The following is a 23,947-nucleotide window of genomic DNA, read 5'->3' as shown; positions in this document are numbered from 1 at the left end:
TGATTGTTAATACCCCGGGTTTTGTTTCAGGTTTACATTAAGTTTTAACTCGTTTGCTGGAATAGGATAAATTCTTCTGGTTACATCCTTATTCATGAAAAGTACATCGTTTGGTAATGGATACTCTGTTTCAAATTGTCCGAAACGGATTAAGTCATTTCTTCTCCACGCTTCCCAGCTAAATTCACGGGCTCTTTCATCAAGTAAAGTGCTCAAATCTACCGAACTGGCTAAACTAGCACCAGCACGGGCTCTTATTTTATTTACAAGTACCAGTGGTGTTTGTAATTCGCTATTAACAGTTGTAGCGGCTGCACCCCTTAAAATTGCTTCTGCTTTCATTAACATTACATCAGCTAAACGTAAAACAGGCATATCGTTGCCATTTAAACGTGTGGCTTGAATTGCATTTACATCTGGCCAGTATTTCACTGATCGAACACCTTTAGCCTGATCTGCAACCGTATTACCCAAATCCATTGGCTTACCTGGTTTAAGAATCAGATCTGGAGTGATTTCGATTTGTGTAGTTGTTCCTGCAACAAGTACAGGTTTAGTTAAATCAGGTTTGCGATTGGCATCTGGCGCATATTGTTTTCCGATTAACCAGAAACTGTTACGAATATCATTGTTCAGATTAAAACGGTTATAATATTCTGGCGTTGTACTCATTGCAATACTAAAACCCACATTAATACCATACGCTGCTGCTAATGCAGGATAAAAACCAAATCTTGTGATCTGGTTGCCTGGAATCTGCTGATCGTAAGGAACAGCAAATATGGTTTCATTAATCTGAGGGCCGTTGTTTACATCAAAAATATCTGAATATTTGTTATCTAAAGCGTAGTTGGTGTTTTTCAGAATATTATCGGCCATAATTACCGCATCTGCATATCTAGGCTTCCCAGTATATACCTCAGCATTTAAGTACATTTTCTCTAATAAAGCATAAGCCATTGCCTGGGTTGGTCGGCCATAAACCAATACACGGTTATTATTATCTTTTATGGGTAATTGCGGGATAACGGCTAAAAGTTCCTTCTCAATAAATTCAAAAACTTTATCTCTGGTTTGGTTTCCAGGAAGCGAACTTACCGGGAAAGTATCGATAATTGGTACATTACCGTATAAATCCATCATAAAGTAATAGTATAAGGCCCTCATTGCTTTTACTTCAGCTAAACTGCTACTTTTTTGTGTAGCTGAAATTGAAGATTCATTGGTTAGGTTAATTAAGCGGTTGCAGTTATTGATACCACCAAATCCCCACTGCCAGATATCTCTCACATTGGGATGATCAATTGTCCAGGTATGGTAATGAAGCTGGCGGTATTGACCACCATCATCAAAATTTCCATCGCGAGCGGGAATAATTGCGGCATCTGTAGAAAGCTCTTGCATTCTCCAATATGGAACACCATATTGAGAAGAAAGGTTAGAATACATAGTGCCATAAAGTGCCGCGTAATCTGAATTGGTGTATGGAAAATTATCTTTAACATATTGCGATTCTACATCGACATCGAGCTTACTGCATGATGCTAAAACCATCAGGCAAGTAAGGATATTAAACAGGATTATAATCTTTTTCATCTTTATTTTTTTTTAGAATGATGCACTTACACCGAAACTGAAGGTTCTTGTTTTTGGGTAATAATTGTTGTTATCAATTCCTGGCGTTAGTCCACCGATGTTGATTTCTGGGTCTAAACCACTGTATTTTGTGATTACAAACAGGTTATTTGCCGTAACATATAACCTAATGGCTTTGATAGCTGGTGTTTTAGGTTTTAGTGTGTAGCCAAGCGTAGCGTTATCCAAACGCAGGTAAGAACCACTTTCTAGAAAACGATCTGAAATCAGATAAGCATTAATGTCGCTGAAAGATTCGCCCAAAGTAAATGTTGGAATATTCTGAAGTTTTGCATCTGCAGGATTATTTAAAGATGCCTTTGTGGCATTCAAAATCTTGTTACCCAAAACTCCTCTAACTAAAAAGTTAAAATCCCAGTTTTTGTAGCTGAAACTATTTACCCATCCGTAAATTAATTTAGGCTGGGCATTGCCCGCAATTTTTGCATCTGTTGTTAGAGGCTGTGTGGCAATAGTTTGACCAGCAGCATTGATATATGTACTTACACCTGCAGCATTTTTACCTGCATAATTCCAAAGGTTGAAAGTACCTAGTGCATAACCTGGCTGAATTAACTGACTGAAATTGCCCGACTGGCCTTTACCGCCAAGCTGAGCAGTTTGAATGGCTGCAATTTTATAGAAATCATCAGATAAGGTTTCAACAACGTTTTTATTGTGCGCAATATTTGGCGAAGTTGTCCACCTGAAACTATCTGTTTTGAAAACAGTAGCGTTTAATGAAAACTCTATACCTGTGTTTTTAATTTTACCAACATTTGCTGTAATGGTTGGTAAGAAAAACTGCGTTGTAGAAACTTCGTAACGATCGTAAATCAAATCTGAAGTTTGTTTGACGTAAAAATCTAACGAACCTGTAATCCTATCATTAAATAAACCAAAATCTAACCCTATGTTGGTAGTTGCTGTACTTTCCCATTTTAAATCTGGATTTGGGTTTCTAACCGGACCAATTGCATTGCTGATAGAACCGTTGTTTAAAAATTTATTGCTACCAGGAAGTGTTCCATAAATCAATAATGAAGAGAAGGCATCGAAACCTAAACTATTACCTGAAACGCCATAACCAGCACGAAGTTTTAAATCACTAATAACCGGAACAGATTGCATAAAATCTTCGCTAATAATTCTCCAGCCAGCAGAAACAGCAGGGAATAGACCCCAACGGTTATTTTTTCCGAATGCAGAAGAGCCATCATCTCTTAACGATGCCTGGAATAAATATTTCTCATTGTAGTTGTACTGAACCCTGCCGTAATATGAAATTAACCTTAAAGTAGATATAGGCGCATTGTTAAAGGCGATTTGAGAGAGCAAACTTGGATTAGACAAAAACAGATTGTTATAACCTAAATTATCATTTGAAAAGTTTTGTGTAGTTACGCCAAAACCATCATTGGTTCTATCTTCTTGCCAAGAATAACCGCCAAGCAATTTTAAACTATGTTTTCCAAAAGTTTTATCATAGTTAAAATAACCTTCCAAAACCTGGCTTTTGTTTAAAACATCGATTTTTTGCGCTTGTCCGTTTACGCCTCTGGCTAATCCCGATTGACTGTTCAGATAAGTGCTGTAATTATTCTGGTCTCTTTGAGAAGAAACACTTGCTGTAAACTTTAATCCATCTATGATGTTTACCTGCGCCATACCATTAATCAACGTTTTGTTATTCAAGTTATCGATTACGTTATTATCAACAATTGATAATGGATTTCTTGTTCCACTCCCGGTACGGTTGTAGTTTTCTTTATAGCTACCATCAGCATTAAAAGGATTTACCGTTGGCAAATAGAAAAGCATATTGGGAAGCGCTTGTGATTGATATACATCAGAACTTTTTGAATTACTGTTGGTTATGGTTAAACCCAGTTTAAGCCTATCGTTAAAAAACTTCTCGTTAAGGAAAGCACGAACAATTGTTCTTTTTAGCGATGTATTTTTAAGAATTCCTTTATTGTCAAGATAATTTACACTTGCACCATAATCTGATGTTTGACCAGCGCCGCCGTAAGAAAGATTGTGATTTTGAGAATAACCTGTTCTTTCCAAAAGTGATTGCCAGTTTGTGTCCGAACCGTCATCATCTACAGGGTTTAAAATTTGCTTGTTATCTGCAAGATATTGTCTCAACTCAGGAGCTGAAAGCATATCATATTTTTTAGAAACTTTCTCCACGGCAGCATAGCCGCTATAATTTAGGCGAGATTGGCCGCTTTTAGAACGTTTAGTAGTCACAATAATTACGCCGTTTGCAGCTCTTGAACCATAAATGGCAGTTGAAGATGCATCTTTTAAAATGTCGATATTTTCTATATCAGCCGGCGCTAATAAATCAATTGAAGCTCCCGGAACACCATCGATAACGTAAAACGGCTCTTGCGCAGCACCTTCACGTAAAGTAGATGGACCACGTAAAATAGTAGAGGGTTTAGCATTCGGATCGCCACTTTTAGTAACGTTTAAACCCGCAACTTTACCTTGTAAAAGTTGTGCTGGATTAACCAAAACGCCCTGATTAAATTCTTCTGACTTTACAGAAGTTACCGCACCTGTTAAATCTTTTTTGTTAGCAGTTCCGTAACCAATAACCACAACATCTTTTAACGTTTGGTTATCTGGCATCAGGGTTACATTAATTTTGTTTTGATTATCAACTGAAATTTCTTTGGTTAAACTTCCAAGTAGAGAAAATGTAAGTCTATCGGATGGTTTTGCCTGAATGGTATAAACGCCATATGTATCAGTTGATGTTCCTAAATTACTGCCTTTTATTCTAACTGTTACGCCTGGTAATGGCTGATTGGTTTCATCGACAACTTTACCCGTTACCGTTTTACTACCCTGAGCGTTAACATTTAATGAAAAGAAAAGCAGAATTGCAACGAGACATTGCCATTTGCTAATCAAAGACAAGTAAGTCTTTTCGTAGTTTTGTTTCATGAATGATTGGTTATGGTTTTTTGGATTATTCACAGAAACAAACGATTGTTCTATGCCCTGTGAATTTCCCACAAAGATGCCTTAACCCGATTAGGGATTTTGTCAATTAGAATTATGAAATTATTAAGAATTGAAAGGTTATTTAAAAATAATGTTAAGTATTGGTGATAAATAGCCTATAAATTAAGAATTAACTTAACACGATTTTGGCTGATACCGATAAACTTCACTAGTCCTGGCAAGGTTAGAACAATAAATTCTTTTCAGAAAAAAATACTGAAACCGTTGGTGATCCCAAGGAGAGTAAGCCATGAACAATCATTCATAAAGGTGGAGCTTATAGTTTCTAAGATGCACCAGGTGATGTAAATGCAGCTAAATTTAATATATAGTTAACATAGCTGCCGTAATTTTGCTGAAAATAATATTGGTTTATCATAGTCTTTTAATCCGGTCAATTTAATCCTTATGGTAAAGTACCAATTTCATAATGATCCGTTACAAGATAGGGCAACTTTCGGCCAGAACAAAATGGGGGACATGATGATGACATGGCGGTGGAAGAAAATAAGAAGGATGAAAGCTGGGGCTGGCTGATTAACCATAAAGCAAACCTGATTCAAACGGACCGTCCAAAAGAACTTATCGAATACCTCAGGGCTAAAAACCTCCACAATTAGACTTGACTTAAAAAAGGTAATTTATAATCATCATTGGAAGTTAATTAAAAAACATAATTTCCAGTGGTGATTTTTTATAGCTGTAACTGTAATTGATTTCAAACCAATTAACTGCATTCATAGAAACGGAATTCAGCCAGGGCAAGCGCTAGCCAAGATCATAAACATTCAGTTTATTTATTGCCGTTTACGCCTTCTGCAACGGGTTCCGGATTTAAGATAAACCGTTTGTTTTTTCGGTTAAAACCCACAGTGAGGTATCCGCCGACTCTGCCGATCTGATTGGATATCAGAAAATTATTGTCTTTGCCTGTTGTAATGTTATCATAGATAATGGTCATCAGATTACCTGTGGGTGTTTCGATGTTATCAAAATTAAGCGTTTGAATGATTTTGCCGTTTTCTTTATTGATGATCTTTAATGCACGCATGTGTGCTTCGGTAGATTTGCTTTTTTTGGCATAAACACCAATAAAGTAGTAATTAACCAAAGATGGGAACTGAAGGATTTCGATATTATCAAACTCCTCATCAGATAGATCGCTTAATCTATTTACAAGTTGAAGTGCTACATTCAGTCTGCTTTTACCGCTGTTCCAGATGCCTGTGAGTTTTTGAGGTGAAAAAACGAGGTGAAAAGTGGCATAAACCTTATCGTTAATCCCATATTCATAGATTTTAATCTCATGGGTATTTTGGTTAAAGACTCCTTCTAGCCTTATGGGATTATTAAATTTATCGTATTTGTAAACGCCGATAACATTGTAGTTTTTTTTTGCAGCTTCTCCAAAATAGCCTTCTTTCAACTGGAACGATAAGGTAACCGGATATCTGCCGATGGATCCCGCATAGTTATAGGTATTGTACCAGCCTGCAAAGGTTTTTACCGAGGTTAGAAGAAGGGTAGCAAGAAATACGATAAGCTTTGCTTTCATGTCTGGTTTTTTTATCATGCTAAAATGCTCATTTTTTTTAAGAATTGGGACGTGCTCCTTGCCGCGCAGGATACATTGGTGCGCTAAAACTGATTTCAGTGGAGTCAAATGGAGTTGAATATAAGGATTTAACTATCTGTTTGCCAGTATTTTGTGTTTGTTTAGTTTGGCTCGGAACAAAGGGCTCACTTTCACTGAAATATACACTCAAGGCAGATTATCCAATACAAGTTTGAGCGATCAATCAAGACCAATAACGACTGTTTTATATAGCGGAAAGTTTAAAAGGATGAAGTTGTAGGTCATAAATCCATTGCTTATGTAGTGGATTATTTTTTAGTGGATAAACCAATTTGTTTGACTCCGTTCCGCCTATTTCAGAAGGCCGTGAAACAAACTGGTTAGCAAAAGTAATCAATAATTAGCTTCTGGTGAAGAGGGGGCAATAGGTTGTGGTTTTTCCAGTTGGAGGATTAATCTCAAAAAACAAAAGCCCCAATCATTATGAATGGGGCTTTTGACAGGTTCCAAGTCCATGCTTATTTTAGAAATTGTGTTACTGCTCTTCCATCAGAATTAATCAAGGAAAAGCTAAGTAATCTGGCAACAGTCGGTGCCACATCTTCCAGGTTAATAGATTCCAGGACAACACCGTTTTTTATTCCGGCTCCGGCGATAATAAAACCGGTACGTATTTCCGGACTATCTGGAAAATAGCCGTGGGCACCTCCTTTTTTAGGAACTGAAACCGGGCCTGTTGCAGCATCCTGAATATATACCCCGTTAGCTGCAGCCAGCGCAAAGCTGGCATGTGGATCAGCTCCGATTTTATTGAGCTCATCACGCTCTACGATTCTGAACATCAGTTTATATTCAGCAGGCAAATCAGCTAGTTTCTGGCGGACTTTTTTAAGTAGCGCTAAATCTTTACTGTTCTTAAGATGGAAAAAGGCGGAACCACCGGCAGATTGGAACTTAGCCGCAGGTTCTTCTTTCCCCACTTTACTATCAATACCCATTTCGGTTAACCAAACATTTGGCGAAAGTGTTTTTTCAACATTAACAAAACCGTGATCACCCGTAATTATTATGGTTGTGCTGTCTTGTATGCCGGCTTTTTTAATGGCATCCATTAAATTCATCACTGCATGATCAGCCGAGGCAACGGCTTTGCTTACCCCATCCCCGGATCTTCCTTCCTTATGTTCTGCGCCATCAACGCCTGCAATATGTATGCTCAACAGATTTGGCTTATATTTTCGCAAGATGTAGGCAGCCATGCGGCTGTTGTTTTCATCCATAGCCAAAGAGCTCAGGTTTAAATCCTCCATATCAACATCACCAATGGCATACTTTTCCATCTCTTCCAGTAAACCTTTTGGTGTAGCGAGTGCGGAGATTGCACTTTTACGATCGGCCATATTAGTTTCTGACCAGATTTCCGGTAGGTTATAGTCGATCTCCGCGCCGACTGATATTGGCCAGGAAACGGAGGCAGATTTTAGTCCCTTTTTTCTTGCAGCCTGCCAAAGTGTTTCTGCCTTAATTTTTTTTGCATCAGTCGTCCATTCATACTTATTTTCAACATTTGGCATAGTGTTGTAAGTAATGCCATGTTTAGCAGGGAAGGTACCGGTAATCAAAGTCGTGTGAGAGGGGTAAGTAACGCTTGGGAAAATGCAGCGAACACCCTTGGCATAAGACCCGCTGGCAACCAACTGCTGTAAATTGGGGGTCGGCCAGCTTTTGTCCAGGTAAAAATCCGGGCGAAAACCGTCGATACTAACCAGAACAACATATTTGGCCGTTTGTGCCTGTGCGATGATGGTAAAGGCTACCAGGATATTTAGGGTTATTATTTTTTTTAAACGATTCATTTTCATCTCTTTATTAATTAATAAATGGAAAAATTTCTTTTGCTGTTTTATTGTTGATCAGGACCTTGTTCATATCGTATTTTATGGTAACCACGCCGCTTACCGCATTATTGGAGAAATCATCCATTCCCCGGTTTTTCGGGATGAATGATGGGATTTGAGCAATCAAGTCCGAGGGTTTTACATTAGTATTATTCAATTGTTCGGTTTGAGAAACAGGGAATTTGATGCCTAAATCGCTCATTCGTCTGCCTTCAGAAATGAAAATTTCCTGTCTCATTCTATAAACTAAATACAATAGCGCGTCCTGGGTAGTCGCCGCATCAATGTCCGTTGCGGTAACCTTCGTACCGGAAACGGTGGAAATATTGATATTGGCTGTTTTCCGGTCTAGTACATAACCTGAACGTTCAACATCCGTCTCATCAAACTTTACTTTAACTGCCGTTAAAGGATAATCGTTTCGGTTACCACCGTTCCTGGTTTCCTTCACATCGCTCAAAGAAACTACAGGTCTTTTAGCAATAACATCCGTTAAAAGGTTTTTTAGGGTTGTTTTAGTTCCTGCTAAATCACCGGTGGAAACCTGAATTTCTGCTAAAATTAGATAAGCTTCTTCACCTTTAAGGTAACTTACTGGCTTCTGATCCAGCGCAATTGTTCCTGTATTATAATATTTCGGATCCAGGAAGTCCAGGCGGGGAAGTGGGGCAAACTCATTCGTCGTTGATGAGAAAAGATAAGTCTGGAAATCATTAGAAGTTGCATTTTGTCCGTCAAAAGCCTGTTGCTTCAGTAACAATGGGGTAGCCATCACTGCTGTTGCAAATGTTCTAGCTTGTACTGCGTCGCCCAGATCATAATATACCCTGGCTTTTAACAGGGTATAAGCTAGTCTTTCATTCGCATTGGTTTGTAATGCAATCGCCTGGTCGAGGGCCGTAATTGCTATAGCATAATGCTGCGCTGGGGAAAGTACGACCCCTTTAGCGGCACCTGGGAGGCCTGTAAACAATTCACCACTTAGCACATTTGCATAAGCATTTATGAAATACATTTCTGCTTTCTGTATAGCAGTAGTTGATTTATCCGCATTTACCACAGTGGTTAAGCCGTATTCAGACATTTCTCTTAAACGTTGAATTGCAGACTGGATATTGTTAACGTCCAGATCAAAATTATCAATCTGAGGAATATCAAATACTTTATTGCTCAGCGTCCTGTTATTGAAATAATTATCTGATACCAACTCTGTATTTACGATGACCTGGTTCATTGTTAGCGCCATTTGGCGTTTTAATCCCGTTAGCCAGGTAGTGGAAACATTAGTTGTAGTCAAATAAACCTCATCGGTAATGTTGGGGTTATCTTTTGCGCAGCCCGCTAGCAGGATGCATGTTATGCTTGCAGCAAAAATATTCTTTATATATGTTTTCATCTGTTTATTTTTAAAAATTTATTCTTAGTGAGCCTACAAACTGTCTGGGAGCAGAATATGTAGAATAAGAAATACCACCGGTAGTGGCCCCATTCTGACCCTGTGCACTTCCGCTAATTGTGGTTTCCGGATCAAAACTTGAACTGGCAAAGTTGAGTGGGTTTACAACAGAAAAACCAATATTGATGCTTTTGACCGTTTTGCTCCAAGCTGCTGGCTTAAAGTTATAACCTATCCCAATGGTTCTGATCTTGATGTAATCGGTTTTTTCTACGAACATATTGGTTACATCCAGCCATCTGGTTCTTCCGCTTTTATCAATTTCAGCTTGCGGAATTCCCTCTGTCGAGGTACCATAATTAAACCTGAATTGCCTGTCAAATGACACGGCGTTTGCACCTTTCTGGTAATCGGCATTAGCAAATAAATTGAATGATCTGTACTGGAAATTCATGCCCATACTGCCAAAAAGATTTGGTACAGTTGTTCCCAGGTTTTGCTGCGCAGTGGTACTTACCAGAAGTCCCTGTGCATTAAATTCGCCATAATTCCCCCTGATAAAACCAATTGGGTAACCTTCCTGTACAACTGTTTGCACCGTCCTTGCACTGAAACCGTTGATGTTAAATGGAGCAGCACCGCCAGAACTCACCACCTTGTTGTATAACGTATTCACAGACAGGTTGAATCTAAGACTGGTATTGGTCGTTTTAATTGGGGTCAAGACCGTGTTGAATTCCAGCCCCCGGTTTAAAATCTTTCCGGTATTCTGTAACTGACTGGTCTGTCCTGATGATGGGGCAGGTGGAACTACAAATAATGCATCTTTCGTGATGGAATGGTAGAATCCTGCTGAAAGGATAATCCGGTCATTTAAGAAACCAAGATCAAGACCTGCTTCAATAGTTGTTGTTTTCTCAGGCTTCAGGTCATTATTTCCGGCCTGGCCGAATGATGCGGCCTGCTCTCCGTTAAAACCAATAAAGGAGATTGTACGCTCGTTAGCGAAAGGAGTAGGGAAATTACCAGCAATACCATAGTTTCCGCGGATTTTAGCAGACGATACAACTTTTGAAATCGACTGGAAATAGCTTTCTGCACTTGGGATGTAGGAAAGCCCAACCTTTGGGTAGTACTGAATGCCAATATTTTTTCCAAAAGCTGAGTTACCATCACCACGTAAACCTAAATCCAGAAACAACTTGTTTTTATAACCAGCATTTTCCTGCAGATACATACCATAACTGGTTACTGCTGAATAATACTCATCGCCCGTACGGGTAGCAGCAATATTAATGGTTTGGGCTCCGTCCCTGATGTTTGTTCCAGTGTACTGGATCTGGTGATCTTCATTTCTGAAAAGCTGGCCGCCTGCAGTGGTGATGAAAGAGAAATCACCAACTTTTGCCTCGTATTGACCATTAAATTCAAAGGTCAAGCCAAGATAATTTCTGTCAAAATTATCAATACTTCCCTGATTGGTAATCGAGGTGTTGGTGGTATGCGAAAGGTATTCATTGGTTGTAATGATGTTTTGCCGTTGGGCACGGTAATCAACGCCCCCTGTAGCCTTGAAAGTCAGGTTTTTTAAAGGCTGATACTTGAAAACCTGTGAAGTCTGGAACCTGTTAATGGTGATTCCATTATCCTGCAATGCTTCCGCTTTATCTGCAAAGGCGGTAATGGCAGCGAATTCATCATCGCTCATCGCATCGAGATCACTTTTAAATCTTGGCCCCGTAATGGAAGATGCGCCACTTTCTGCAAACCATAAACCAGTATAGCCGCCCTGGTTTCCGTTCCGGCTTCTTTTGTATTTGTTGTTAATGTAGCTGAATGAACTTTCGTAGGTTACCTTGGTGCCTAAAGATGCTCTCAAACCAGTTCTCAGATCAATTCTCCTGTTGCTGTTCTGATCGTAAATTTGCGTACCTGTACTGTTTTGGTAACCTCCCGAAAAGCTGTATCCGAACTTACCATCACCTCCATTCAAGGCAATATTATGCTTTTGGTAAAGTCCATTCTGCATCAATAAATCTTTAGTACGTTTAAAATGAAGAAAATCTGTTGTTGGAGTTTCAATGCCTAATTGGGTTTCTAAAGTGATGTCCGTTTTATCTGCACCACCTTTTTTTGTAATGATTTGGATAACCCCATTAGCAGCATCAGAGCCATATAATGTTGTGGCAGCACCACCGTTAACAAACTCAATTTTTTCAATATTATCCATCGGGATATCAGAAATAGAGCTAATTGCCGCACCTGTTGCACTGCCACCACCTAAAGCAGCTCTGGTATTCAAATTATCCATTCTAACCCCATCCACATAAATAATAGGGGTAGAGCTGATGAAGGCAGAATTAACCCCTCTTGAGCGGATGATAGATGTTGCCCCCGCCTGCCCACCAGTTAACCTGATCTGCGCATTAGGTAATTTTGATTGCAATAGCTGGTCTATCCTGGAAGCAGGGATATCCCTGATGTCTTTCTCAGAAATGCTCACCACGTTTGAAGAAAGCCTTCTTTTGCTCACATCAATTCCCTGTCCGGTTACAACAATCTCGTCTAAACCTAAAAGGTCTTCTTCCAAGTAAATGTTGATGGTGAGGTTTGTAGAATTTCTTGAAACTTTGAATTCCTGGGTTTTGAAACCAATTGACCTGGCTTCAATCACAACATCTTCCTGATCCGATGGAACCGTTAATTTGTAATTTCCTTTACTATCCGTCTGGGTGATTGCAGCGCCACCTTTTACCCTGATACTGACCCCTGGCAAACTCTCGCCCGTGCGTTTATCGGTAATTGTACCCGAAACATACATTGGAGGAAGTAATTTTTTCGTATTAATAAGGATGTATTTATCGCTGATCTGGAGAATCTCAACAGGCGAATTTTTCATTAATTGACTGAGAACTTCAGCTACGGATTTTCCCCTTGCTTCAATGTTGAAAGTCTTTGTGTTGATTGAACTGTTATTTTCATAACCAATTACAAATGGAGTTCTTTTCTCGATCAGATCCAGTACTTTTCTCAAAGAAAGATCTTTTGCTGAGAGATCTATTTTGACATCATTCATAGACTGTCCGGCAGTTGGTCCCGCGAAGAGCAATGCATTTGAAAGAAAAAGCAGGGCTATTGTTAGCTTCATTTTTAGATTAAAAAGTGACCATAACGGGTGTTTGCAACCCAGGTAATATTTTTGCATATTTGAATAGTTTTTAATGTTTTTAAGCGATCATTGGAAATGATGAGCATTGCTTCAATGCTCATAACTGGCCGAAAGTGTTAGCGCATTTTCGGCTTTTTTTGTTTTTTATACCTGTTACATAATCCTTATTTTATGGTGATTTGATTGGTTTGGTAGGTGAATTTTGTTTTCGTAAGTATGGACAGGATTTCCATTACCCTGTTTGCTGGTTCATGGTTAAAGCGGATCGTATATCTTTTACCTTTATCGATTTTTGGGTTGTAGACTACTTTTAGGTGATAGTATCGCTCAAGCTGCTTTGCGATTTCACTTATTGTCGCATTATCGATATAGAGTTTATTGTCTTTCCATGAAGATATCAGTGCAGCATCTTCAGTTTTAAGCGCTGCACTTCCTGTGGATTTATCAAAAGTTAAACTAGCGTCTTTGGTCATGCCAATAGCCAGCACTTCTTCTCCTGCTGCTGTTTTTCTAGCGATCCTCACTTTCCCACTGGCGACTGCAATTTTAATTCTATCTTGGTCAGGATATGCGTTAATATTGAATGAGGTGCCTACAACTGTTGTTTTGAGGATTCCAGATTTTATGATGAAAGGCTTTCGCTTATCTTTTGCTATTTTAAAAAATGCTTCACCTTGTAGTGATACATTTCGTTCGTATTTTCCAAAGTCTTGGGCTACAATTAATTCACTTCCAACATTTAGCAGTATAATTGAACCATCTTTTAAAGTTATTTCCTTGGCAGCCTCATGGCTGGATTTAAAAGTGATATCCGCTAGAGGTATTCTGCTGGCATGATAACTTTGGAAAATGATAAGCCCTGCGCTGATCATTAAAAGAAATATGGCTGCATACTTTATATACTGCGACCGCAATTTGGTTTTTCTTTGTTCCAGGATTTGCTGTAGTATATTATTTTTGATCAACCTACTTAAGTTATTTATCGCACCCGCATGGTTCAGGTATGGAGTTGAATCAGATTCTTTGCCCAGTTCTTCATACCAGTTTTCTACAGCCTCGGCTTCTTGTGGGTTTGCTTTTTCCTCAAGATATTTTTTAAGTACCGATTTTAATGCTTTTTGATTTTTGTGTTGTGACATCGTTACTATAGATATCACAGCTAAGGTAGTGGGGTACTTTAAGCGTGTGTTAAGCTTTCGTTAACTATTTGTGGTGAAGCAAGGCCGCAAATGCCAGGATATAAATAATTGTCCCCTCAGAATTGTATTTTCCTAACTTAAAACGTATTGCGCTTAAAGCTGCGCTGATATTGTTTTTAACAGTCTGTTCAGACAGGGAAAGTTTTTTTGCAATTTCCCTGATAGAGAGATCCTGTTCCCGGCTTAAGCGGTAGGGTAGTTGTAACCTTTCAGGCAGTTGGTTAACTTCACGCTCAAGTAAGTTTTGGAGCTCATTTATTAGCAACTTATCGTCCGTTTTTGTTTCAGAAGGTGCATTTAAAGCTGCCGATAATTTCTGCTCATCTGCAATAGTTATCCCTGGTCTGGAAAAATAATTGATCACCGCATATTTGGCCGACCTAAATAGATAGGGGGCAAGGCTATCTTTTTCATTAAGTGAAATGTTTAAGCGGTTTTTCCAAAGGCTAAGGAAAATATCCTGAACAATATCTTTAGCGTCTTCCGAATTTTTGATCTTTGGGTAGATATGTCTGAACAATTCTTCCCAGTATTTATCTATAATTGAAGTATAAGCCAAATGATTGCTGGCTTTTATCAATTCGAATAAATTACTGTCAGAGGATAGATTCATAACTGCGAGCAAAACTAGTCGCTAAGTATGAACTCCATATTAACTTTAAGTAAGGAATGATGTAGATTTCAGTGTCATGAACTTTTAATAGGTGAGCAGATCACATTATAATAAATTTCTTTAGCGAAAATTGTTTTATCCCTTTGAGTTGATTATGGAAACAAGTAATATCAGTATGACCCTAACGGGAACTCAATCTTTGATGGGCGGAATGGTTTTGCCCTGACTTATAACAGTCAAAACCTTCCGGTAACCGGAGTTAGCGGGTCAGTAAATATAACATATACATATGATGCGACTGATGAAAAACTCCGCAAAGTTAGCAATGGGACAATCAGGCATTACATTGATGGAATAGAGTACAATGGAAATTCGATCGATATCATCCATACCGAAACTGGGATAGCCAGGAACAGTGGTGGTAATTATAGTTATGAGCATAACTTAACCGATCATCTGGGCAATGTACGTTATACTTTCAATAGGCACCCAACTACCCTTGCATTGCAAACTCTACAGGTAGATAATTATTATGCCTTTGGGATGAGGAATACTGCTAGCGCAGGGGTAAATAAGTATACCTATAACGGCAAAGAACTACAAGAAGAGCTTGGCAGCTTGATTGTGGCGTGAGATTTTATGATCCGGTAATTGGGCGTTGGAATGTGATTGATCCACTGGCAGATAAGATGAGGAGGCATTCTCCATATAATTATGCCTTCAATAATCCAATCAGGTTTGTTGATCCGGATGGAATGGAACCAATCCCTTCCAGTGGAGCCGAAGGGAGTCGAACCTGTCGATTTATATGGCTGCAAATCAGTTGCTTACATTTTGTTGTCTGCCTTAAGACATTAAAAAACTCACCTTTATTTTTTTGAGTGCAAATTCTTAGGTTTAAAGGTAGCAAAATGATTAAAACTTTCAAAATCACTGCAAGCTGCACAGATTTTGAAAGTTTTCTTTTTTTATTGTTTTCATTTTTTTAAATGCAGATCAGGCTTAACTATTTTTTCTCTAGGTAAGGGGTGTTTTTTATCTTTTTGTAATGTTGCTTTTCCCCTTGCGCGTAGCTGTTTATATTCTGCCGGTTTGCTGGCGGAGAAGCGAGCTGAACATCAGCGTAAATTTATGGGCATTTGAGATCCTGATCCGCTCTGCCATTACCTGGTTTGCCGTTTTTTTTCTGATTTTATCAAAAAGTTTTCTATAATAGATATAAGCGAGATAAACACCATTTCTTGATGATCTGGGTAACTCGCGTATCCCTTCCAGTGCGGCATCGAATTCCGCTGCGATGTCCTCTTCGATCGCCCTCTTTTTTTCGTCAGAAAAATAGGATAGGTCAACACCTGGGAAGTATGTACGGCCAAGGAGATGAAAGTCTGCGTTTACGTCCCTTAGAAAATTGACTTTTTGGAAAGCTGAGCCCAATTTCATCGCCGACCCTTTCAGCCGCTCATAACTTGCACTATCGCCTTCGGTAAAAACATGCAGGCACATCAGGCCTACAACCTGAGCTGACCCCAGGATATAACGCTCATATTTTTCCGGCGAGTAAACTTCACTTTGTAGATCCATTTCCATGCTGTTGAGGAAAAGATGGATGAGTTCCAGCTCTATACTATACCTCTTGACTACCTCCTGGAAGGAATTGAGGACAGGGTTGAGGCTTATCGAGTCCACGATTGCTTCCAAACAATCCCTTTTGAACTTGGATAACAGGGATGCCTTATCATATCCATGGAAGCTGTCAACGATCTCGTCGGCGAGCCTTACGAATCCATAAATGGCATAGATAGGTCCCCGGATTTTTTTGTCTAGAAAATTAATACCCAGTGAAAAACTGGTGCTATATGTTCTGGTAAGGTTTCTACTGCACTCCGCAGATACTTTATCAAAGATTTCTTTCATTACTTTTTATACTGGTGAGAGACCACAACTGTGGCTCGGATAGATCTTAATGTGGCAATGTTATATACTTTATGCCAGTTGTTACAGTTTTCCAGATGACTTTTCGTGATGGAAATCTTCGAGCTTAAGCAGTAGGCGGATCAGGGCCATTTTTTCTGGGTCCGAAAGAGGCGCTGTAACGTTAGCAGAAGCGATCTTGATGTTTTCGATATGCTCTTTCAATTGCTGGCTGCCTTTTGGTGTAATATGAATAATCCTGCTTCTTTTATCGTTATCGGTGGTGTGCTGCTCTACCAAACCTTTTTTTTGCAACCTGTTTACGATCAGTGTACCTGTTGCTTTTTCATGGATATTTTGTTTAATCAGAGCGGTTTTGCTCATACTGCCGCCAGAGGCCAGGCTGATCAGGTAGATGAAATCATCGGGCGTGGAAAAAGAGGAGCCTGTTATAGCCGCTTTTGCATGGAATTTGGCATAACGGTACAAATGGACCAGTGAGGTATTGATCACGCTATCTGCAGAACGCCCCTTTGCTTTCCCTTCCCAAACGGGCTCATGGGCGCTGGCCTCCCGGTTTCCATTGCGGTCATTAAGCCAGCTGATGAATGAAGCCAAATCCGCTTTTGGGAGGTCAGTGCTGCTTTCGTAGGTTTTTACAAGTGCTATAAGTTCACTAAGAAGATTGTACATCATGATGGTATGGTTTATGTTTTTGACTAGAATTTTGTGTTCTGGTTATCTAATCGGCCGTCTGTCCGGTTTTAAGTATTTCAGCTACCACTAGATAGGCACTTTTTATTGCCCCGTTTATCGATCCGTTCAGCAGATAATCACCGCAGAGGTAGCATTTCTCATCTATTCGGATTATTTCCATATCCATTTCGTTCCTGGCAGTCCTATTATCAGGAAGGGCATGGGGGATAGCGTAGGTGGCCAACAGTTTCCATTGTTCGGCTCCTTTGTACCACTGCAGAAGTTCATTTCTCACCGCTTCTTCAAGGTCAGCCTTTCCGTGAATATTGGCTGTTATTACTGATACCGAAATCAGTGACTGCCCTTCAGGCGCGTATGATGGTGAAATTTGTTCCATAAAAGCGATATTATAGATCAACTGTCCACTGATGGCATTGAGTGCTATCCGTTTGCTGCGTACTGTCCTTTCCTCGGTTGAAAAATACATTGTTAAAGCGTCTTTTACCAGGTGCTTATCCATATCCTGGTTTCTTTGGGAAAGATTTTGGGTGCCCGTGGCGATAATGATATTATCGGCTTCATATGCTGCCCCTGAGTTTCCAAACGCCACTCCATTTTTTATATCTGTGATTTTCTCACCAACAAGAAGTTCATCTTGGTTTAGGCAACCGGCCAGTTGTCTGCTGATTTCGCCCATGCCGAGGGCAGGAACGGCAGCAGCCCCTTCACTAAGCATCTTAAATACGAATTCGAACATCCTGCTGGATGTCTCAAGTTTGTTTTCCAGAAAGATCCCAGAAAAGAAAGGCCTGAAGAATTTTGCTATGAATTTTTCGCTGAAGCCCAGGTCGTTTAAGTACGATAGTGTGCTAGTTTCTTTTTTTTGGAATATTTCTTCAACGGTGCTAAAGGAAAGCCTTAACTTTAACTTCAGTAGACGTAACTTATCGCCAAGGCTCCCGATAGGGGAAAAAAGGGTTCTGATCAGCATCAAAGGCTCCCTTAACGGATCCCCGATTTTATGGCTTCCCTGTTCATCGAGGATTTCTGCTCCTGGAAGAAAAGACCTGAGGTTAAGTTTTTTGTAATCCAACAGTTTTTTGGCCTCTGGATAAGCAGTGAGCAGTACCTGAAACCCGTGGTCTAGAATAAAGCCATCCTTATAGTCGCTTCTTATCCTGCCCCCAGGCACGTCTGATGCCTCGATCACCAGGATCTTTTTGCCTACCTGCTTTAGCAGCTTTGCAGCTGAAAGGCCTGCAATTCCAGCACCAATTATGATAATATCGAATTTTTCTCCTTTCATAACTGTTTTTGGATTTTTAAAATCGCTTAAGGGGAAGACCAGGCTTAGCATAGCTCAGTCTTGCAATATGCTGTGCTTCAAAATAGCTGTCCAATCCTGTGGTGGTAATAGTACCGGCCTTTCCGTGGTCGATATAACCATCAGTAGCAATTAGTGCATCATTCATGCTGATATAACTTATCTCGCCAATAACCAGAGTAGTTCCATTAATTTTAATGGGTAAGATTTCTTTCAAAGTCAGTGCAATCCTGATGGTGGATTCTGCAACGAATGGCGCATCGAACCCAGCTATAAAGAATTCCGTTAACCCGCATTCTACAAATTCAGAAAAACCGCTTGGGTACCTTGCGCTGGTCTGGTGTGCCTGCTCCAAAAAAGAACCAGTTACGTTGTTGAAGGTATAGAACCCTGTACGCTCGATGTTGCTTAAGGTGTCGTGATCTGCTGACTTTGGGCGGAAAACCATCCCGAGCAAGGCAGGAGAGGCTCCCAAATGAACTACTGAATTGAAAAGGCCAAGATTGCTATGCCCGTTTATTCCGGTAGTGCCAACCAGTTGCAGACATTTGTAGCCCGGAAGCGAGTTGATTAGTGTTGCCCGGTGAGCATGGTCCATCTGTTGTATTGTTTGTTGAGTGATATCCATATCCTGTTAGAGGTTTGTCCTTAAGCTGCTCATGCCACCATCTACCGCTATAACCTGCCCTGTTATCCAGCCGCTGTCTTCAGAAAGCAGGAATGCAATAGCGGCACTTATATCTCCCGGCTCTCCGTATTTTCCCAGGGGATGTCTTTTCGCCGAAGCTTCCATTTTATCTGGTGTATTAAGCAGTTTGGAGGAAAGTGGCGTATTAGTCAGGGATGGAGAAACTACATTTACCCTAATTCCGCCTGCGCTCAGCTCTGCAGCCAGCGATATTGCAAGTCCCTCAAGTGCGGCTTTAGCGGCAGCAATGCTGGAGTGGAAACCCATTCCTGTTCTGGCTGCTACCGAGCTAATGAATACAACTGAAGCTGAATGAACATTTTTTAATGATTTTAACGCAATTTGTACAGATAGGGCTGCACCTACAACATTCAGCCTGAAGTCTTCTATCAGGTCTTTTTCGCTTATCCTTGAAAAGGGCTTAAGGTTGATACTGCCAACGCAGTATACCAGTCCGTGGAGCTCATCGGGTAGAAAGGAAGAAAGGGGACTCATGTTGTCCAGCACATCGGTAGCTTGGTAGCGAACCGACGCTGGCCAGCTATCTGATCTAGTTCTGGATACGGTATAAACATTTACGCCCTCCCTGTCCAATAACTTTACCAGGTCGAAGCCGATACCCGAACTCCCCCCGATGATAAGAATGTTTTTATCCTTGAATCTCATTGTCCTATATATCTTAAAAATTCGTTTCTAGTAGCAGTATCCTTAAATTTTCCACTGAAGGATGTACTTATAGTCGAGCTGCCAGTGTCCTGGATTCCGCGTGAGGATACACAATGGTGGTTAGCATCAATCATGACCGCTACATCATCAGTTTCCATAACCCGTTTGATCTCCTCGGCGATCTGAACGGTCAGTCTTTCCTGTACCTGTGGCCTCCTCGAATAGTACTGTACGATACGGTTGAGCTTGGACAGGCCTATCACTTTTCCCTTGCTGATGTAGGCTACATGTGCTTTCCCGGTAATGGGGACAAAGTGATGCTCGCAATTACTGAAAACGGATATGTTTTTCTCAACCAGCATCTCACTATAGCGGTAATGGTTTTCAAAAAGGGTTGCAACAGGTTTGTTTGACGGGTTTAAACCACTAAATATTTCTTTAACATACATTTTAGCAATCCTGTCCGGTGTTCCTTTAAGGCTATCATCTCTTAGATCAAGCCCAAGGATATTTAGTATGCTGGTAAAGTGTTCTGATATAAGCGCAATCTTAGTGTCATCATCAATCTCAAACGCATTTGCTCTTAAAGGCGTTCTATAACGCTCTGGTTCGATTTCGTAATCTGCTAGGTTCTCTTCTGGCATATTTATTTATTTGTTTTTGTATATTATTATACTAAGTTACGATATTAAAGTATATAAATATACTAAATGTATGCATGATGTCTATTTGATACTAAGATTTTAAAGTTGGATGACCTAATATATTTTGGCAGGCTTACCCTTCATATTAGCTTTTGTATAAGGGCTTCATAGGTTGATATAATAAAAAAGCTATTTGGTATAATTAAGGAAAAAACTTTTACTACGCGGGGCTATATTTGACAATTGATGGCATATTTAGATTAGTCGAACTAAGCATAACTCATACGATTGAAGCAGCAGGACATTATAAACAAGGCCATTTTGATCAATTATCTGCTGTTGTTAGTAAGGAGACAACCTTGCGTTACAGCACTAGTTTTTCGTTGGGCATAAAATTCATCAACAAAGCACTAAGGCAACCCATCTATAACATTTACGGATTCGTTAGACTGGCCGACGAGATCGTTGATAGTTTTGGGGGTTTTGACCAATCTTCGCTATTAGCTGAATTTAGAGTTGATTGTTTCAAAGCGATCGAGCGCAGGATCAGTTCCAATCCCATCTTAAACGCATTTCAAAAAACAGTTAATGACTATAAAATTGAAACTGAACTGATCAACTGCTTTCTCAAAAGTATGGAAATGGATCTCTCGCCAGTCGATTTCAATGAGCAGCAATATGATCAGTACATTCTCGGCTCTGCACAGGTTGTAGGCCTGATGTGCCTGCAGGTATTTATCAATGGCGATAGTCAGATATACGAGCAGCTAAAACCATCAGCCATGCAGCTGGGATCGGCTTTCCAAAAGGTAAATTTTCTGAGGGATTTAAATGCAGATTATCTGCATCTAAAAAGGTCATATTTTCCATCTGTTGAAACCAGTACAAGAATACTATTGAACTAGTTTAAGGATTTATCTGTAACAGGCTATTCAGGCAACTTTTGGGAAAGGGTTTATCGTGAAGCAAAATGCAAAACTTTCCATGAATCGGTAATTTTCTATATTTACAAAAATAAAATAAGGATTTGTCAGACTCAACATTAGCCCAAACCGAACATGCATATGGCATACTAATCAAATTTTTTAATGGGATTTTTCCGTTAGACAAGGAAGCCGTGGAAGCTGCAAAACAGGTATTTAGCCTACGCAATTATAAGCGTAAGGGCCTGTTGCTTCAGGAAGGAGATGTGTGCAGGTTTTATAACTTTGTGATCTCAGGCTGTTTCAAACTCTATGGTGTAGATAATAATGGTGTGGAACATAATCTTCAGTTTGCAATAGAAAACCAATGGATTGCGGATTTCAATAGCTTTTATGAACAAAGCGCAAGCAGATTATTTATAGAGGCAGTTGAGCCTTCAACAGTACTTCAAATTGAACATGATGATCTGCTCTATCTTTATACCCATTATCCAAGGTTCGACCGGAACTTCCGGATTGTGATTGAACGGAAATTTATAGAACTGCAGGACAGGGTATTGCAGAACATCAGCTTTACGGCTGAAGAACGGTACCAATTATTTCAGCAAAATTTTCCTGACCTTATTCAAAGATTGCCCGGAACGCAGATTGCCTCTTATTTAGGCATAACCTCCGAATTTTTAAGCAAGATCAAAAAGAAGATTGTTAAAAAATAGTTGTGGTTTCCAAGCTGAAATGGTGAAATATGATCCAATGCGCTAATGGTTATCTGTCCTTAATTACCACTAAATTCCTGAAATACCCTTCTGTGCCTATATCGACCCAAAGACCTAACCCTCCGGTTTGATCAGCACCCATTTTCATTTTATTTACAATCAGGCTGGGGTTTTTATTTCCATTAATATAAAGTGTAGCATTTTCGCCTTTGACCACGATCTTCATTTTGATCCACTCATTTGGAGCAATGTCGGCGTAGGTTTCGAATTCTCCTAGATTGGTTTTTCTGGAATGATTGAACTTAAAATCAGGGTAGGAGAAATATTGAACCGATCTGTTTCTCCTGATTTGATTAGACGATACAGCGTTAGTTGGCCGCAGGTAAATACATTCAAATTTTGAATCATCACTGTTGATGTGAAAGGCCAGGCCGATGAATGCTCTTGCACTATCCGGTGCATTGGGTAGTAATCTCCCCATCACCTCAAGCTCAACTGTACCATTTCCGAAATTTAAGTTATTAATCTTTACATATGTGGGTTCATCCACTTTGATCACCTGAGGCGACTTCACCACCCTAATCGCATTTTTTCCATATTGGTCATCGAAAGTCAACTGGCTTAGGTGAGGGGTAAGATTTTCTTTATTAAGTGAAATTTTTTGGGCATATGCAGAGGAAATGCTCATGGTTACTATTAGTATCAGCCTTGCAGTATTGCTTTTCATATCGATTAGATCTTTGTTATGCAAATTTGAGTAATCAAAATAGCAGCAGCCAATAATATAGTTTAAGGAAAATACTTAAACTAGTTCAAGGGTATTTCTTAACCTTAGTCAAATGCTTCATTCTTCATCTATTCCCATCTTTGCTTGTCATAGGCCATCGGGTAAATTATACACCGGAATACCAGGCCATAAAATAAATATAATTAAAATGAGCACAGTAAACTTTAAAGGGCTTCTTATACTTTTATTTTTAACGTTAGCCTTTAGCCTTCAAGCTTTTTCTCAGGGCCAGCCGGCTTTGAGAGCGTTCATGCAGGCAGGGCCTTCACCTGAAAATGCAATTCCCTATGGTAATAACCCGAAAGCGGGACATTTTATTCAATCAGATGATGCTAAAATCTATTATGAGGTTTATGGAAAAGGTAAGCCCCTGGTTATCTTGCATGGAGGAATATTTGGTTCTACCTATGAAATGGGCCGCTTTATTGATAGCCTTTCCAAAAAGTTTATGGTCATTGCGGTTTCGACCAGAGGGCATGGGAAATCGGAAATGGGATCTGTTGAACCGAGCTATGAACAAAAAGCCAGGGATGTAAATGTGATACTGAATAAGGAAACAAGGGATAGCGCCATTGTACTTGGATTTAGTGACGGCGCTTATACCAGCTATTATCTGGCCGGGCAGTTTCCTTCAAAAGTAAAAAGTATAATCGCTATCGGTGCCGGTGTATGGGCAAAAGGAGAACGAATATTCAGCCTTTCAAAACAAATGGCATTTGGCCTGGATAGCCTGTACTATAAGCAGCAACTGAGCCTGATGCCCGAACCAAAGAAAATTGACCTGTGGTATACCTCCGTGAACCAATACTACAACAAACTGGAGGTAGGTAAAGAAGTATTTGAGAAAATTCATTCGCCCGTGCTCTTATTGGCAGGTGAACTGGATCAAAACGCACCCCTACAAACCGTTATAGATGCCTACCATATGATCTCAGTGGCTCAGCTTGGGATAATCCCAAATGCGCCACATCCGGCCTTTCTAGTCAATTTCGAGGCGGTATGGGCAGATATTGTTCCTTTTATTGGATGCAACTAAAAAAATAAAAATAATAAAACAAGATTATGAATAAGGAGAAAACCAGGTC

19 protein-coding genes and 1 pseudogene are annotated in these 23,947 nt (G+C 39.8%); 5 read left to right on the top strand and 15 right to left on the bottom strand.

The features are described 5' to 3' along the window. Positions 1-6: 6 nt before the first annotated feature. Entirely contained in the window at positions 7-1,596 is a 1,590-nt protein-coding gene (locus tag EZ456_RS13200; RefSeq protein ID WP_131530857.1) for a RagB/SusD family nutrient uptake outer membrane protein, read from the bottom strand. Between the two features lie 12 nt (positions 1,597-1,608). Continuing rightward, the gene (locus EZ456_RS13195; RefSeq protein ID WP_131530855.1) at positions 1,609-4,596 is read right to left on the bottom strand and encodes a SusC/RagA family TonB-linked outer membrane protein; all 2,988 of its coding nucleotides are present in this window, start codon (positions 4,594-4,596) and stop codon (positions 1,609-1,611) included. A gap of 533 nt (positions 4,597-5,129) precedes the next feature. Between EZ456_RS13195 and EZ456_RS13190 the strand changes: the two are divergent. After that, positions 5,130-5,276, top strand: a pseudogene (locus EZ456_RS13190) (glycerophosphodiester phosphodiesterase family protein); the annotation flags it as partial. Positions 5,277-5,449: 173 nt separating this feature from the next. Here EZ456_RS13190 and EZ456_RS13185 read toward each other — a convergent pair. From EZ456_RS13185 to EZ456_RS13160, 6 genes are all read right to left on the bottom strand, one after another. After that, a complete protein-coding gene (locus tag EZ456_RS13185; RefSeq protein ID WP_131530851.1) occupies positions 5,450-6,211 on the bottom strand; it encodes a hypothetical protein in 762 nt (253 codons plus the stop codon). A gap of 539 nt (positions 6,212-6,750) precedes the next feature. Continuing rightward, positions 6,751-8,088 (bottom strand): alkaline phosphatase family protein, encoded by a 1,338-nt coding sequence (locus EZ456_RS13180; RefSeq protein WP_225876540.1) that lies wholly within the window; start codon positions 8,086-8,088, stop codon positions 6,751-6,753. Positions 8,089-8,101: 13 nt separating this feature from the next. Continuing rightward, positions 8,102-9,526: a RagB/SusD family nutrient uptake outer membrane protein gene (locus EZ456_RS13175; RefSeq protein ID WP_131530847.1), complete on the bottom strand. Its 1,425-nt coding sequence runs from the start codon at positions 9,524-9,526 to the stop codon at positions 8,102-8,104. Positions 9,527-9,536: 10 nt separating this feature from the next. Further along, positions 9,537-12,674 carry a TonB-dependent receptor domain-containing protein gene (locus EZ456_RS13170; RefSeq protein ID WP_225876539.1) on the bottom strand — a complete coding sequence of 1,046 codons (3,138 nt, stop codon included), beginning with the start codon at positions 12,672-12,674 and terminating at the stop codon, positions 9,537-9,539. A gap of 185 nt (positions 12,675-12,859) precedes the next feature. After that, the gene (locus tag EZ456_RS13165; protein WP_131530843.1) at positions 12,860-13,834 is read right to left on the bottom strand and encodes a FecR family protein; all 975 of its coding nucleotides are present in this window, start codon (positions 13,832-13,834) and stop codon (positions 12,860-12,862) included. Positions 13,835-13,898: 64 nt separating this feature from the next. Beyond that, positions 13,899-14,507, bottom strand: a complete 609-nt coding sequence (locus tag EZ456_RS13160) for an RNA polymerase sigma factor (protein WP_131530841.1) — start codon at positions 14,505-14,507, stop codon at positions 13,899-13,901. 629 nt (positions 14,508-15,136) lie between these two features. Here EZ456_RS13160 and EZ456_RS25555 point away from each other — a divergent pair. Continuing rightward, positions 15,137-15,388 (top strand): RHS repeat domain-containing protein, encoded by a 252-nt coding sequence (locus tag EZ456_RS25555; protein ID WP_225876538.1) that lies wholly within the window; start codon positions 15,137-15,139, stop codon positions 15,386-15,388. Positions 15,389-15,584: 196 nt separating this feature from the next. On the opposite strand, the gene EZ456_RS13150 is transcribed toward EZ456_RS25555, so the two are convergent. From EZ456_RS13150 to folE, 6 genes are all read right to left on the bottom strand, one after another. Then, positions 15,585-16,421, bottom strand: a complete 837-nt coding sequence (locus EZ456_RS13150) for a phytoene/squalene synthase family protein (RefSeq protein WP_131530839.1) — start codon at positions 16,419-16,421, stop codon at positions 15,585-15,587. Positions 16,422-16,502: 81 nt separating this feature from the next. Then, positions 16,503-17,114, bottom strand: coding sequence for a MarR family winged helix-turn-helix transcriptional regulator (locus tag EZ456_RS13145; protein ID WP_131530837.1), 612 nt, complete (start codon positions 17,112-17,114; stop codon positions 16,503-16,505). Positions 17,115-17,160: 46 nt separating this feature from the next. After that, entirely contained in the window at positions 17,161-18,420 is a 1,260-nt protein-coding gene (locus EZ456_RS13140; protein WP_165501318.1) for an FAD-dependent oxidoreductase, read from the bottom strand. Between the two features lie 16 nt (positions 18,421-18,436). Then, positions 18,437-19,066, bottom strand: coding sequence for a flavin reductase family protein (locus tag EZ456_RS13135; RefSeq protein ID WP_131530833.1), 630 nt, complete (start codon positions 19,064-19,066; stop codon positions 18,437-18,439). 6 nt (positions 19,067-19,072) lie between these two features. Further along, a complete protein-coding gene (locus EZ456_RS13130; RefSeq protein WP_131530831.1) occupies positions 19,073-19,792 on the bottom strand; it encodes an SDR family NAD(P)-dependent oxidoreductase in 720 nt (239 codons plus the stop codon). Beyond that, positions 19,789-20,436, bottom strand: coding sequence for a GTP cyclohydrolase I FolE (gene folE, locus EZ456_RS13125; protein ID WP_131530829.1), 648 nt, complete (start codon positions 20,434-20,436; stop codon positions 19,789-19,791). Before folE ends, EZ456_RS13130 begins: the two co-directional genes overlap by 4 nt. A gap of 359 nt (positions 20,437-20,795) precedes the next feature. Between folE and EZ456_RS13120 the strand changes: the two genes are divergently transcribed. Further along, positions 20,796-21,341, top strand: coding sequence for a phytoene/squalene synthase family protein (locus tag EZ456_RS13120; RefSeq protein ID WP_225876537.1), 546 nt, complete (start codon positions 20,796-20,798; stop codon positions 21,339-21,341). 122 nt (positions 21,342-21,463) lie between these two features. Continuing rightward, positions 21,464-22,075, top strand: coding sequence for a Crp/Fnr family transcriptional regulator (locus EZ456_RS13115; protein WP_225876536.1), 612 nt, complete (start codon positions 21,464-21,466; stop codon positions 22,073-22,075). Positions 22,076-22,124: 49 nt separating this feature from the next. Here EZ456_RS13115 and EZ456_RS13110 read toward each other — a convergent pair whose 3' ends face one another. Next, positions 22,125-22,802 carry a family 16 glycoside hydrolase gene (locus tag EZ456_RS13110; RefSeq protein WP_131530827.1) on the bottom strand — a complete coding sequence of 226 codons (678 nt, stop codon included), beginning with the start codon at positions 22,800-22,802 and terminating at the stop codon, positions 22,125-22,127. 208 nt (positions 22,803-23,010) lie between these two features. Between EZ456_RS13110 and EZ456_RS13105 the strand changes: the two genes are divergently transcribed. After that, a complete protein-coding gene (locus tag EZ456_RS13105; protein ID WP_131530825.1) occupies positions 23,011-23,898 on the top strand; it encodes an alpha/beta fold hydrolase in 888 nt (295 codons plus the stop codon). Positions 23,899-23,947: the final 49 nt, after the last annotated feature.

Source organism: Pedobacter psychrodurus (assembly GCF_004331735.1).
Taxonomy (GTDB): Bacteria; Bacteroidota; Bacteroidia; order Sphingobacteriales; family Sphingobacteriaceae; genus Pedobacter; species Pedobacter psychrodurus.
Note: the sequence above shows the minus strand (reverse complement) of the source record. Positions and strands in the feature narration are given on the sequence as shown.